This is a genomic window from Methanothermobacter crinale, from assembly GCF_055397825.1.
Genome location: NZ_AP042450.1, coordinates 870,776 through 883,998 on the forward strand (window position 1 = coordinate 870,776; position 13,223 = coordinate 883,998).

Consider the following 13,223-nt stretch of genomic DNA (forward strand, 5'->3'; position numbering starts at 1 on the left):
ATAAAGTCAATTAAAAATGGGTAATTGGAGGATGATAAATTAAAAACTAATGATGTTAAATCTCCCATTATAGTGGGCCTAGACCCTGGTTTAACCGTGGGTATCGCTATTTTAGACCTTGGAGGAGACCTCTTACATATTAATAGTATAAAAGAGGCTTCACATGCAGAAGTTATCATGGAGATCATGGATAAGGGTAAAGCCATTGTAATCGGCTCCGATGTCCACCCACCACCCAAGATGGTTAAAAAGATCGCAACAGCATTAAATTCCAAATTATACACACCAGAGAGAATATTTTCTGTGGCTTCAAAGAATGAACTTGTTAACACGTTCTTAATGGAGAAAAAATTGGATATTTCATTAGATGCCCATGAAAGGGACGCACTTGCAGCCGCGATCAAAACATATAGACACTATGAAAGCAAATTAAGACAAGTAGAGTCTCGTCTCACAAATTCAGATATTAGCGAGAGAGAAATTGATGAAATAAAAGGACTAGTGATCAAGGGCACCCCAATAGCCAACGCCATAAAGAAAATAAAAAAATCAAAAGGTGTCGAGAACATACTAGAAAAACCACATCTCAAGGAAAAACCAAAAAAGGCCCTGGAAAAATCGTCAAAATTAGAAAATCAAGTTAAAGTACAAGAACGGAAAATCGAACACCAGAAACTTTTAATAAACAAGCTAAAACGACAAAACCAGATATTAAAGAATAAGCTGCGAAGACAAAAAAGAGAAAATCTCAACTTAAAAAAGAAAATTGAAAGATTACATTATGAATATTCAAAGAACATACTTTTAAACAAGGAATTATCATCAAAGATAAAGCTGATAAAAAAATTACAAGAAAAATATAACAAAGAAAAAAAATTAAGAGAGAACTTGGAAAGAAACATCAATTCACTACTAGAAATGAAGGATTTCGAACATAAAGGTGAAAAACTCCCTGTAAAGATCGTGAAATCGTTCACTAAAGAAGGTATAAAAGAAGCTTGCCATCAATGGAAGATAAAAAAGGATGATGTAATTCTCTTATATAGTGCAAGGGGTGGAGGATCCCAAACTGCGAAAATACTCACTAAACTAGCTCCAAGGGCTATAATAACAAGGGAAAATATGTCACATCAAGCCCTTGGAATATTTGAGGATAAAGAAATCCCTGTAATCTTCGCTGAGGATATATCACTCGAAATCCGTGAAAATTTCGCACTAGTCAAATCCAAAGACCTCAAAAAGGAAATAGGAAAATGGAAGAAAAAAGTAATGGAAAAGCGAAGAAAAAAAGAAAAACAGAAACTCTGGAAGATAATAGATGAATACCGGGCTAAAAGGCGGAGAACGCACTAAGTAGAGTGGATTGTTATGAAGATCGCGATAATCATCGGCACCCGCCCAGAAATAATTAAAATGGCGCCAGTAATCGATGAGATCAAAAAAAGGGACTTAAAATTCTCCCTGATACACACTGGCCAACACTACGATCATGAAATGTCGCAACAATTCTTTCAAGACCTTGAACTCCCAAAACCAGACCATTACATAGGGGTTGGTTCAAAAAGCCATGCTAAGATGACAGCAACTACGATGGAAGGCCTTGAAGACATCCTAAAAGAGGAAAAACCAGACATAGTCATGGTACAAGGGGACACAAACGCTGTACTAGCAGGGGCCCTAGTAGCATCAAAAATGCATATACCGGTAGGCCATGTGGAAGCCGGTCTAAGATCATTTGACAAGACAATGCCCGAAGAAATAAATAGAATAGTTGCAGACACTTGCACACATCTCTACTACACCCCAACGGAAAAAGCAGCCTTAAACTTATTATTCGAAGGCGCGGATCCAGAGAATATTATCATAACAGGAAACACTGTAGTCGATGCTTGTCTTAGAAACCTTGAAATCGCTAAACGCAAATCTAATATAAAGTTTCCGTCTGATAAAATCGTCACACTAACGGTGCACAGAGCCGAAAACGTTGACAACAAGGCCAGACTCAAATCCATAACCCAGGCACTATTGGAATTAGATGAATTCATAATAGTATTCCCAGTACATCCACGTACACGTAAAAATCTTAAAAAATTCCACCTTTACAAGCTCCTATCCGAAGCAGAACATATTAAATTAGTGAAACCTTTAGGTTACCTTGATTTTCTCTTACTATTATCAAGGTCATATGTGGTCCTCACAGATTCTGGAGGTCTACAAGAGGAAGCCATAACACTTAACATACCATGTTTAACCTTGAGATACAATACAGAGCGTCCAGAGACTGTTGAAGCTGGTGGAAACATACTTGTAGGTGCGGACAAGGAGAGGATAATTAACACTCTTAGATTAATCCAAAAAGATCCAAATTTTAGGAAGAAGATGATAAATGCCCCTAATCCTTATGGCGATGGTAAAGCCTCCGAGAAGATAATCAACGCAACAGTCGATTTCCATAATAAAGGCAAATTAACCATAAAACCACCCGTGAACATACTCTCAGATCTCCAAAGAGAACTACACTTCATAGAAGAGGATATAACAGTACAATCCTTAGAGGAAAGGGACAAATGCAAGGTTAGGATAGTCTATGATGGGGTTAAGCCGAGGTTTCCCCATCAGACAATGAATCTTAAAGGAAAACAGATAATATGCGACATATATAAAATCTTATAAGGAGACCATAACATGGATTTAATAGCTGTTTTCGGACTAGGTCATATAGGACTTCCAACCGCCGCACTTTTCGCCAAGGCAGGTTTTAAAGTTATTGGTGTTGATATAAACCCTGATATTGTTAATTCGATCAACCAGGGCATTTCACCTATAATAGAACCTGGATTGGATGAACTTCTTGTTGAAGTTGTTAAAAAAGGGAAACTAAAGGCAACAGACGATGGTGAATATGCTGCCAGAAAAGCCAATATAATGATAATCGTAGTCCCAACACCACTAGGCGCTGATAAGTCATCAGACCTTTCAGCAGTTATCTCAGCATCAAGGACAATATCAAAGGGTCTTAAAAGAGGCGATCTTGTAATAGTTGAGAGTACTGTTCCACCAACAACATGCGAGAAGATCATTTTACCAATACTCGAAGAGAGCGGTTTAAAAGTTTCAGAGGATTTTGGGCTTGTATACACACCTGAAAGAGCGCTGCCAAATAACACATTATATGAGATGACGAACAATGCAAGGGTTATAGGCAGCATTGACGAGGAGAGCGCTGAAAGGGCTGCCGCACTCTATGATAAGATAACAAGAGGAGAAATAGTGAAAGTTAAAGATATAGTAACTGCTGAGATGGTTAAATTAATGGAGAACACCTACCGCGATACCAATATTGCACTAGCGAATGAATTAGCCATCATATGCGAATCACTTGGCATAGATGCCATAGATGCTATAAAAGCTGCGAATTACCATCCAAGAGTAAACTTACACATACCAGGCCCGGGAGTTGGAGGGCATTGCCTTTCCATCGACCCTTACTTTATAGTTGAAATGGCAGAGGCCAGAGGAGTCCCTGCAAGGCTGATTAGAACAGCACGCCAGATAAACGAGGAAATGCCCTACCATGTACTTCAACTTATAAAAGACGCCCTCAATGATACAGGGGTAAATATTGGGGATTCTAATATAGGAATCCTAGGAGTGGCTTACAAGGGTAATGTAGCCGATACCAGAGAAACACCCTCAAAGCCGCTAATAGACGCGCTACTACAAGAAGGAGCCCATGTGGTAGTACATGATCCCTATGTGAAAAAGGAAATTATAAAGGCCATGGGGGCAGAACCTGTTACATTAAAAGAGGCCCTAAGATGTGACTGCACAGTTTTGATGACTGATCATGATGAATATCGTAGTATAGAACCTAACATGATCCAGGGGAAAGTTTTCATCTGCGCAAGACCCATACTACAACCTGAAAAATTCAAGAAGAAGGGTATAATATTCAGGGGAGTGGGTCGTCCTTGAACCTATTAGTATTTGAGTATGCGACTGCCACAGGTATCCAAGATCATAGTATCCTAATAGAAGGTAAATCCATGCTTGAAGCCCTACTCCATGATTTACGTGAGTTTAAACCATCCTATCTCATCTGTGAAAAATTTCATCATTTAATTGATTATCCCAATCCTATCATACTCCAGGAAGATCTTTATTCATGGATTAGGGAACATGCAAGTGAATTTGATGCAACCCTTTTCATAGCACCAGAAGAAAATATGGAATTATATAAATTAACTCGTCTATTAGAATCAAAGCATGTCAAGATTATGGGCTCAGCATCTGAAGCCGTTCTCATATGCTCAGATAAACTCAGAACATATAATGCTCTTAAAGGCAAGGTACCTCTCATAGAAACCTATGAAACAGATGATATCAAATTTAAGGGAAAAATGGTGGTTAAACCCGTTGATGGGGTTGCATGCCAGGGTATAAAGATCATAGAGTCAAGTGAAGAGCTTGAAAAAGTGATGGCATCATCAGATTCTAGGATGATATTACAAAGGTTTGTAGAAGGTGAAGCCGCAAGCGTTAGCCTATTATCCAATGGGAAAACAGCCCTCCCACTATCATTAAATAGACAGTATATAGAATACAATAATGGGAAATTAGAATATAATGGGGGTATCACACCATTCAAACATGAAATGGCTGCTGATGCATTACTTGTAGCTAAAAAGGCTGTTGAATCCATAGATGGGCTCAGAGGGTATGTTGGTGTTGATCTAATACTATCAGATAAAATTTATGTTGTTGAATTAAATTCTAGAATAACCACACCATACATTGCTCTCCGAAAACTCATTGATATAAACCTTGGAAAGGCTATTATAGCAGCCGTTAATGGTAAAATACCCAGGGGATGGAGTATTAATGGAGTTGCTGAATTTAAAAAGGGGAAAAATTCCATGAAAATATCATAGGTCGATTCATATGAAAGTCGTGGGAATTGATATAGGTGGCGCGAACACAGACGTGGCCATAATAGAAGTAGAAAATGGGAAGTTAAAGGACATGAAAGTCGATTCTAGATACCTCCCTATGTGGCTTAAGAAAAACGAACTCCAAGAGACGCTAAAGGAACTCCTGGGCAGCGAAATGGAGAATATAGATGGTGTTGGAGTTACAATGACGGCAGAACTTGCAGACGCGTACAAAGACAAAGAAGAGGGCGTGAAGGATATAATAAAAAAAGTTGAGGAGGTTTTTAAAGTTCCGGTAGCATATGTTAGCCTATCAGGGATAATAGATACGGCTGCCGCCCTAAAGAACCCATTAAAGGTGGCGGCTGCCAATTGGATCGCAACATCCCAACTAGCCGCCGCCATAAGCGAAAATTGTATAATGGTGGATGTCGGAAGCACAACCACAGATATAATCCCAATAAAAGATGGCGGGGAATGTGCAAAGGGGAGATCAGATTTAGAAAGATTATCAACTGGAGAACTTGTATACACTGGCGTGCTAAGAAACAACCTTGCAACCATCGTAGATAAGGTCCCATTACATGGTAAATGGTACAGGGTTTCATCAGAATTATTCGCCATCACAGCGGACATTCACCTAGTACTTGGCAACATAGACTATAAAGAATACACTTGTGACACGCCAGACGGGGCCAATAAAACCATAAGAGATTCCATGAGGCGGATAGCAAGGTTACTCTGTGCTGACCTTAAACTTTTAAACCAACAAGACATAAGAGAGATAGCAGCATACATTTACCATCAACAGATATTAAAGATATCCGAAGCCATCAAAGAAGTTTCAGATAGGGAAAATCTGGATAAGATAGTTACAACAGGACTTGGTATGAACATCCTCGGAAGAAAAGCAGCCGAAGCCCTACATATGGAATGTAGGAGTATGGACGAATTTTTAGACCCCCGCGCATGTATAGTTGCACCTGCGATAGGGGCAGCTGTTATGATGGGAGACCACCTCACAGAATAATCAAATTTTAGTACCATACGTCTTTCAAGCCAATTAAATAGGCTATGATATTAGCTGAAAGGTGTAATACTACAGTTATTATTAGTATTGTGGCTATTATTTCCCATGTGAAATCGACAATAATAGATGCGAAGAACATGGCACCTACAGCAAAATCTAGCTGATCTAGGATAGGGGCAGGCCGCCCCCTTTTTATATTAAAGCGCCTCTTCATGAAACTCCCAAATGCATCACCCAAAACCGCCCCAATGGCCAATAGGAAACCTAGAAGGATCCCATATGGTATATCATCTGATAGAGTACCTTGTATCATCCCAATCAGCGTTCCTAGGAGCGTTCCTATCACACTCCCCCGCCACGTAACCCCATCACCTATCAAACGCCTTTTATCAATGAATCGATATCCAAGATCCAAGGGTGGGCCACCTCCAAAAACAAGGGCACTTACATTTGCTATATAAGCTGGTAGCATAAAGTATATTACATAGACAATACCTAAGATATTGATAGCATCAGTTTCCATTGTATTCACCAACATCCCTAGTAGGGGGATTCTATAAATCAAAGGGGATTGATGTATATAAACCTTAATGCACCTATTAAAATTTTACTGGGATAAAAAGTTTCGGAAAAAATCGTATTTAGGTGGGAGTGTGGTTATCAAAAAAACTAACAGCCTCTGTCCAGTATGTCTTAGGAAGATCAAGGCGGAGGTTCTGGAAGGAAGCGAAAAGGTTATCATAAGAAAGGAATGCCCAGAGCATGGTATTTTCGAGAACGTTTACTGGAGCGACAAAAAAGCATATGAAAGATTCTCCAATTACGATTACAAGGGTGAGGGTATTTTAAATCCTCAGACAGAAACGGATAAAGGATGCCCCCTTGATTGTGGGATCTGTCCACAACATGAAAGTCATACCATCCTTGGTCTTATTGATGTTACTAATCGTTGCAATTTAAATTGTCCCATTTGTTTTGCAAATGCTGCCGTTTCAAAATATCTTTATGAACCATCCTACGAAGAAATAAGGCAAATGTTGCGCAACCTCCGAGATAATAGGCCAGTGCCAACCCCTGCAATCCAATATGCTGGGGGCGAGCCCACAGTTAGAAAGGATATAGTAGACCTTGTCAAACTTGCCAGGGAGGAGGGCTTCACCCACATCCAATTAGCTACAAATGGTGTTAAACTAGCCACGAAACCTGAACTTGCAAGGGAACTGAGAGAAGCAGGGTTAAACACAGTCTACCTACAATTTGATGGTGTTACAGAGGAGCCATACTTTGAATCTAGGGGTAGGAACCTTTTACCTATTAAATTAAAGGCTATAGAAAATTGTAGAAAGGCCAATTTAGGCATAGTACTTGTACCGACACTCGTAAAGGGCATAAATGATCATCAGGTAGGAGACATGATAAGATTCGCGGTAAAAAACATTGACATAATAAGGGGTGTTAACTTCCAACCAGTATCATTCACAGGTAGAACACCCGCAGATAAAGTTGAAGAACAGAGAATAACAATACCTGATTTCCAAAGGCTAGTTGAGGAACAGACAAATGGCCAGATAAAAATGGAAGATTTCTATCCAGCATCTTCTGTTTGTCCTATATCAGATTTCGTGGCCGCATTAGAAGGCGAACCACAGGTTACATTCACTTGTCATCCGCATTGTGGGACCGCAACATATATTTTTGTGGAGAACAGCCACATGATACCCATAACACATTTCATTGACGTAGACAAATTCTTCAAGATACTTGAAAAGGACACCCAAGACTTAAAAGAGGGTGGCTTAACAGGGAAGGCAAAGGCAATCGCAAGATCTGCAATAGAACTCCCCAAGCTCCTTGACTCTTCAAAGGCCCCTAAGTCAGTGGATATAAAAAATATACTAATTTCAATATTTAAAGAGAGATCCTACAAGGCCCTTGGAGAATTCCATAAAAGGACATTATTAATATCATGTATGCATTTCATGGACCCATGGAACTTCGACATTGAAAGGGTTAAAAGGTGCGTCATCCATTATGCAATACCTGATGGGCGTATAATACCATTCTGTACCATGAATTCTATTTACAGAGAATCTGTTGAAAGAAAATTTGCCAAACCATTTAAGGAAAAATCCGCCTAAAGTGAGATATAATGAAGATTATAACATCTTCGAGGCTGCATTTAACCCTAATAGATCTTAATGGTGAAAGGGGCCGTCTTGATGGTGGGGCTGGCATCACACTCAAGAAGCCTAACTTTATCATGAAAGCCAAACCTAATGGAGAACTTAAAACAGAATTCGCAGAGAAAAACCTTGAAGAAGGTCTCATAAGAGAATACTCAGCCAAGATAGAAGAATCAGCTAAAAAGACGCTAAATTACCTTAAAAGCAGTGAAAAATTCGATTTCATCATAGAAAAGACTTTCCCAGCCCATTCCGGCCTCGGGTCCGGGACACAAGTTTCTCTCGCAACTGCAAAGCTTATAACAGGATTTCATGGTATTGAAATGGATTCATGGGAGCTTGCAAGGATAGTTGGCAGAGGAGGGACTTCAGGGATAGGTGTAGCCTCATTTGAATATGGGGGTTTCATAGTTGATGGGGGCCATAGTAAAAGAGAAAAAAAAGATTTTCTACCATCATCCGCATCTAGGGCATCACCTCCACCAGTAATAGCCAGATACGATTTCCCAGAGGATTGGAATATTATAGTGGCTATTCCAAGGATTGACAGACAAGTATCCGGTGGGAAGGAGGTTAACATATTCCAGGAATATTGTCCAATCCCCCTAGGAGAGGTTGAAAGATTATCCCATATAATCTTGATGAAGATGATGCCATCAGTCCTAGAAAAGGACATTGACTCATTCGGGGAAGCCATAAACGAAATCCAAGGGATAGGATTCAAGAAGGTTGAAAGAAAACTTCAACATCCAATCATAGATAAAATAATAGAGAATATGTTATCAACTGGCGCTGCAGGGGCGGGTATGAGCTCATTCGGACCAGCAGTTTATGCGATCACTGACACAAACCACAAGGATGTTCTAAGAGCTGCTGAAGAGGCCATGGGTGACATGGGGGGCATAGCTCTCATAACAAATGCTCAGAATAGTGGGGCTAAATATGAATAGGATAATACAAGGAAGGACTTGGAAATTCCCAGATAATATAGACACAGATGTTATAATCCCTGGAAGATACCTTAGGACCTTCAACTTAGATGAACTTGCAAGCCATGTCATGGAAGGTATAAGACCGGACTTCCCAGCTAAGGTGAAAAAAGGGGACATAATCATAGCAGGTAAAAATTTTGGATGCGGTTCATCAAGAGAACAAGCCCCACGCGCCCTTAAACATGCAGGCATATCAGCGATAATAGCAAAATCCTTCGCAAGAATATTCTACCGAAACGCTATTAACATAGGCCTCCCAGTTATAGTAGCAGATATAAAAGCCAACGAAGGCGATATACTCAAAATAGACTTGGAAAGGGGTATTATAAAAAATAAGACTATCGGGGAGACATTCAAGATAAAACCCTTTAATGATTTTATCCTAGAAATACTAGAAGATGGTGGGCTCGTGGAACATTACCTAAAAAAGCTAACTTATTAACAATGAGGTAATCTGAGATGAAATGTCCCATCTGCGGCTCGGAATCCCTTAGGGTAGTGAAGAGTAAAACAGAATACAACTCAAAATATAAAAAGATTAAAAGACTAATTCTAGAATGTGAAGATTGCGGGACAACATTCAAAGAAAATTTAGTCATCTCCAAGCCACTTGAGTATCCAGTGATCATAAGCCAATATGAAAAATCCTGGAGGGACAAAGTCAAATTATACTCTGATGAGGAAATAGCGGTAGGGGACACGCTAAGCATAACCGGAAGACTAGTAGAGATAACATCCTTAGAACTAAAAAATGGTAAAAGAGTTGACAAGTGCAGGGCATTAGATTTGGCCACAATATGGGCCATACCCTTGGATGCTCCGGCGAGAGTGGGAGTCTCCATAGACTTACACGGGAAGGTATTTTCAAGGAAACTCGAACTAGACCGGAACTTCACCTTCAGGGTCGGTGACATATTCAAACTCGAAGATCACATCTTCCAAGTGAAATCTATAAAAACAACTGACAGGCACATCAAGAGAGGCGCTGCACCAGCCCATAAGATCAAGAGAATCTACGGATCACCTACTAAGGGAAAATACAAGTTTGACCTTTCTGAGAATATCATATCGGGATCTTAATGTTGGAAGAACGTAAAAGAATGGTTGAGGACCTCATGGCCAGAGGTTATATAAAAACCGAGAAAGTGAAAAAGGCCATGGAAAGGGTTCCAAGGGAAAAGTTCGTACCCCCAGAGTATAAGATGAGCGCTTACCTTGACCAGCCACTCCCAATAGGGGAGGGACAGACAATATCAGCCCCTCACATGGTTGCGATGATGTGCGAAGTCCTAGACCTTAAAAGGGGGATGAAAGTATTAGAAGTGGGTACAGGATGCGGGTATCATGCGGCAGTCGTCGCAGAGATAATCGGAAAAGAAGGAAAACTTTACACCATAGAACGTATAGAATCATTGTACAAGAGGGCTAAGGAGAAACTGAAGGATTACAGTCAAGTTAAGGTCATCCATGCTGATGGTACGGAAGGTTGGGAGGAGGCAGCGCCATATGATAGGATTTATGTGACCGCGGCAGCGCCAAAGGTGCCAGAACCCCTCAAAAGGCAATTAAAAGTTGGGGGCAAACTCCTAGCACCAGTTGGACGTGATAGATTCTACCAGGACCTCCTCTTAGTGGAAAAATTATCAGAGGACAACTTCAAAATCAAGAACCTCGGTGGAGTGGCATTCGTACCCCTCATAGGCAAATATGGATGGTGATTCTAAAACTTTTTTATACTCCCCTCTTGGAGGTGGATAGTTAAGTTTATTAACTCAAATACAAAAAGGATATTTCAGTGAAGGCCCTCACTAGACAAGGAGTGAACTTTCCTCATGAACCCTCGGTCCCACCAAGGCGGAAGGATAGTTTGTTATCTATTTTTACAAAAAGGGGTCGTTAAGAAAGCCCCTTTCACTCTAGGGTTATGTAACTTCCACCCCCATATAGCGGACCATTAGGTGCAAATGATATTGAAACAAGCTGGTGGGGGCTGTAGTGACCTAACCTAAAGGATAGAGTAATTATAGTCTTGGACACTCCCCTCTTCACAGGGGCTTCATGGTGGAAAACCCCGACCTTAACTTGGGGAGGAAGTCAGCCTGGGGGATCATGATGAAAGCATACATTGAAACATTCGGATGCACTTTTAATAAAGGCGACTCAGAGATAATGGCAGGAATACTCTCAAAAAAAGGCATAAGTTTAGTGAACACTATCAAAGATGCCGATCTTGTCATAATAAACACATGTTATGTTAAACATCCAACCGAACATAAAGTCATAAACAGGATAAAAAAAGTCCAAGAATTTTATCCTTCCAAGCCATTAATAGTAGCTGGGTGCATGGTAGAGATAGACCCTGAAAAACTCGAGAAAATAGCACCAAGGGCAAGTTGGATAGGACCACATAAAATCCACAGAATATATGAGGTGGCAAAGGGGACAATAGCAGGTGAAAGAATAAAAGAGACTGGACCATATCCTATAAGGAAAATCAAGATGCCCAGGATAAGATTCAACCCCTATATTCATATAATACAGTTATGTGAAGGATGTCTTGGAGAATGTAGTTATTGTTGCACCCGTTTCGCTAGGGGAAAACTACAAAGCCACCCTATAAAGGCTGTTAAACTGGAGGCGGAACAGGCTATAATAGAGGGTTGTAAAGAATTGCAATTAACAGCTCAAGATACAGCAGCTTATGGCAGGGATATTGGTGAAAGTTTACCAGAACTCCTCAACATGATAAGTTCCATAGAGTATGATTTCAGGATAAGGGTGGGGATGATGCACCCTATGAATGTACTTGACATATTAGATGATCTTATAGACGCATTCAAATCAGAGAAGGTCTACAAGTTCCTGCATTTACCAGTTCAGAGCGGGAACAATAGGGTATTGGAGGATATGGGGAGAGGGTACACTGTAGAGGATTTCAAGTATATTGTGGAAAGTTTCAGGGAAGAATTACCTGAGATGTCCATTGCAACAGATATAATAGTAGGATATCCCACAGAGGATGAAAAAGCATTCCAGGACACTTGTAAACTTCTAAGGGAGATAAAACCAAACTTCATCCACCTATCAAAGTATAAACATAGACCAGGAGCACTATCATCCTCACTCGAAGAACTGGACTTCAAAGTTGTTAAAAGACGCTCCAAAATAATAGAAAAGATAAAATCGGAAATAACAATAAGAGATAACATGAAACTAGTTGGAACATCCCAGAAAATACTAATAGTCGAAAAAGGCAGAAAGGGCGGTTTCATAGGAAGGACAAACTCTTATATACCGGTTATAACAGAAAAGGCGGATCCAGGATCTTTCTTAGAGGTTAAGATTGATGGGGCGACTAACACTTATCTTACAGCAACCCCGATATGATAATCCTTTAATGCCGTGGGCCGGACTTGAACCGGCGACATCCAGATCTTCAGTCTGGCGTTCTCCCAACTGAACTACCACGGCATAATGGGCCGGACGAGATTCGAACTCGCGACCACCTCCGTGTCAGGGAGGCATCCTACCCCTAGACCACCGGCCCCACTCCTCTAATTAGGGCCACCAGCCCAGGATTCTCATGTATACCACTTTTTATACCATAACTGGGCTATGACCCTTTGTATTTATCACATATACCATTTACAATATTTAAAATTTTCCCACCTTAACTTCAGGTGAGGGGCCTAAATTCATATCAGTAAAGTTTATTAACTAGTATTTATTATAAGGAGGGATAATCATTTTTTTTTGGTGGTTGCTTATAATGGAATATGAGATTCTAATTCCCTCAATGTTGGTTATAGGATTGTATATAATCACTTATGGCCTTTATAAGAAGGGTTTGGTTAATAGAAGGTGGCATGTGAATCTTTGGAATCTTATAATATTCATAGCATTTATAATTTCTGGTATTGGAGGTTTCATCCTATTATTCATGCTAGAGTATGGTTTGAAAGCTCCTTTTAACCAGCAGTTGCTCTATTGGCATGTTGAAGCAGGTGTAGGTCTTGTGATCATAACGATATTCCATTTCCACTATTATAAGGGTAGTGTGTATAGGGTATTTGGAGTGCGTTAAATT

General features: G+C 40.1%; 13 protein-coding genes and 2 tRNA genes. 12 read left to right on the plus strand and 3 right to left on the minus strand.

Annotated features, from left to right (window positions below):
• Positions 1 to 24 precede the first annotated feature (24 nt).
• Genes ACZ5XX_RS05170 through ACZ5XX_RS05190 form a run of 5 tightly spaced genes read left to right on the plus strand, consistent with a single transcriptional unit; the run spans position 25 to position 5,961 of the window.
• Positions 25 to 1,353: a DUF460 domain-containing protein gene (locus tag ACZ5XX_RS05170; protein WP_464583186.1), complete on the plus strand. Its 1,329-nt coding sequence runs from the start codon at positions 25 to 27 to the stop codon at positions 1,351 to 1,353.
• A 15-nt stretch (positions 1,354 to 1,368) separates the two neighbouring features.
• Positions 1,369 to 2,673 carry a non-hydrolyzing UDP-N-acetylglucosamine 2-epimerase gene (wecB, locus tag ACZ5XX_RS05175; RefSeq protein WP_464583188.1) on the plus strand — a complete coding sequence of 435 codons (1,305 nt, stop codon included), beginning with the start codon at positions 1,369 to 1,371 and terminating at the stop codon, positions 2,671 to 2,673.
• Between the two features lie 12 nt (positions 2,674 to 2,685).
• Positions 2,686 to 3,975 carry a nucleotide sugar dehydrogenase gene (locus ACZ5XX_RS05180; RefSeq protein ID WP_464583190.1) on the plus strand — a complete coding sequence of 430 codons (1,290 nt, stop codon included), beginning with the start codon at positions 2,686 to 2,688 and terminating at the stop codon, positions 3,973 to 3,975.
• A complete protein-coding gene (locus tag ACZ5XX_RS05185) occupies positions 3,972 to 4,931 on the plus strand; it encodes an ATP-grasp domain-containing protein (protein WP_464583192.1) in 960 nt (319 codons plus the stop codon). The genes ACZ5XX_RS05180 and ACZ5XX_RS05185 overlap by 4 nt, the downstream gene beginning before the upstream one ends.
• Before the next feature lie 10 nt (positions 4,932 to 4,941).
• Positions 4,942 to 5,961, plus strand: a complete 1,020-nt coding sequence (locus tag ACZ5XX_RS05190) for a hydantoinase/oxoprolinase family protein (RefSeq protein WP_464583194.1) — start codon at positions 4,942 to 4,944, stop codon at positions 5,959 to 5,961.
• A gap of 7 nt (positions 5,962 to 5,968) precedes the next feature.
• On the opposite strand, the gene ACZ5XX_RS05195 is transcribed toward ACZ5XX_RS05190, so the two are convergent.
• Positions 5,969 to 6,484, minus strand: coding sequence for a CDP-2,3-bis-(O-geranylgeranyl)-sn-glycerol synthase (locus tag ACZ5XX_RS05195; RefSeq protein WP_464583196.1), 516 nt, complete (start codon positions 6,482 to 6,484; stop codon positions 5,969 to 5,971).
• 130 nt (positions 6,485 to 6,614) lie between these two features.
• Between ACZ5XX_RS05195 and tes the strand changes: the two genes are divergently transcribed.
• From tes to ACZ5XX_RS05225, 6 genes are all read left to right on the plus strand, one after another.
• Entirely contained in the window at positions 6,615 to 8,099 is a 1,485-nt protein-coding gene (gene tes / locus ACZ5XX_RS05200; RefSeq protein WP_464583198.1) for a tetraether lipid synthase Tes, read from the plus strand.
• A gap of 11 nt (positions 8,100 to 8,110) precedes the next feature.
• Entirely contained in the window at positions 8,111 to 9,094 is a 984-nt protein-coding gene (locus ACZ5XX_RS05205; protein WP_464583200.1) for a beta-ribofuranosylaminobenzene 5'-phosphate synthase, read from the plus strand.
• Complete coding sequence (hacB, locus tag ACZ5XX_RS05210; protein ID WP_464583202.1) at positions 9,087 to 9,578, plus strand: homoaconitase small subunit; 492 nt, start codon at positions 9,087 to 9,089, stop codon at positions 9,576 to 9,578. The genes ACZ5XX_RS05205 and hacB overlap by 8 nt, the downstream gene beginning before the upstream one ends.
• A 17-nt stretch (positions 9,579 to 9,595) precedes the next feature.
• Complete coding sequence (locus tag ACZ5XX_RS05215; RefSeq protein ID WP_464583204.1) at positions 9,596 to 10,216, plus strand: HVO_0476 family zinc finger protein; 621 nt, start codon at positions 9,596 to 9,598, stop codon at positions 10,214 to 10,216.
• Positions 10,216 to 10,854, plus strand: coding sequence for a protein-L-isoaspartate O-methyltransferase (locus tag ACZ5XX_RS05220; protein WP_464583206.1), 639 nt, complete (start codon positions 10,216 to 10,218; stop codon positions 10,852 to 10,854). Before ACZ5XX_RS05215 ends, ACZ5XX_RS05220 begins: the two co-directional genes overlap by 1 nt.
• A 394-nt stretch (positions 10,855 to 11,248) precedes the next feature.
• Complete coding sequence (locus ACZ5XX_RS05225) at positions 11,249 to 12,523, plus strand: tRNA (N(6)-L-threonylcarbamoyladenosine(37)-C(2))-methylthiotransferase (RefSeq protein ID WP_464583208.1); 1,275 nt, start codon at positions 11,249 to 11,251, stop codon at positions 12,521 to 12,523.
• Positions 12,524 to 12,534: 11 nt separating this feature from the next.
• Here ACZ5XX_RS05225 and ACZ5XX_RS05230 read toward each other — a convergent pair.
• Together ACZ5XX_RS05230 and ACZ5XX_RS05235 are read right to left on the minus strand one after the other, a co-directional pair.
• A tRNA-Phe gene (locus ACZ5XX_RS05230) sits at positions 12,535 to 12,607 on the minus strand.
• Between the two features lie 4 nt (positions 12,608 to 12,611).
• A tRNA-Val gene (locus ACZ5XX_RS05235) sits at positions 12,612 to 12,683 on the minus strand.
• Between the two features lie 222 nt (positions 12,684 to 12,905).
• Here ACZ5XX_RS05235 and ACZ5XX_RS05240 point away from each other — a divergent pair.
• The gene (locus ACZ5XX_RS05240; protein WP_464583210.1) at positions 12,906 to 13,220 is read left to right on the plus strand and encodes a hypothetical protein; all 315 of its coding nucleotides are present in this window, start codon (positions 12,906 to 12,908) and stop codon (positions 13,218 to 13,220) included.
• Positions 13,221 to 13,223: the final 3 nt, after the last annotated feature.

Bases quoted from the DNA above. Each gene is read 5' to 3' on its own strand.
- ACZ5XX_RS05225 (WP_464583208.1), top strand. From the start codon at position 11,249: ATGAAAGCATACATTGAAACATTCGGATGCACTTTTAATAAAGGCGAC.
- ACZ5XX_RS05190 (WP_464583194.1), top strand. From the start codon at position 4,942: ATGAAAGTCGTGGGAATTGATATAGGTGGCGCGAACACAGACGTGGCC.
- wecB (WP_464583188.1), top strand. From the start codon at position 1,369: ATGAAGATCGCGATAATCATCGGCACCCGCCCAGAAATAATTAAAATG.
- ACZ5XX_RS05240 (WP_464583210.1), top strand. From the start codon at position 12,906: ATGGAATATGAGATTCTAATTCCCTCAATGTTGGTTATAGGATTGTAT.
- hacB (WP_464583202.1), top strand. From the start codon at position 9,087: ATGAATAGGATAATACAAGGAAGGACTTGGAAATTCCCAGATAATATA.
- ACZ5XX_RS05220 (WP_464583206.1), top strand. From the start codon at position 10,216: ATGTTGGAAGAACGTAAAAGAATGGTTGAGGACCTCATGGCCAGAGGT.
- ACZ5XX_RS05180 (WP_464583190.1), top strand. From the start codon at position 2,686: ATGGATTTAATAGCTGTTTTCGGACTAGGTCATATAGGACTTCCAACC.
- ACZ5XX_RS05205 (WP_464583200.1), top strand. From the start codon at position 8,111: ATGAAGATTATAACATCTTCGAGGCTGCATTTAACCCTAATAGATCTT.
- ACZ5XX_RS05195 (WP_464583196.1), bottom strand. From the start codon at position 6,484: ATGGAAACTGATGCTATCAATATCTTAGGTATTGTCTATGTAATATAC.
- ACZ5XX_RS05215 (WP_464583204.1), top strand. From the start codon at position 9,596: ATGAAATGTCCCATCTGCGGCTCGGAATCCCTTAGGGTAGTGAAGAGT.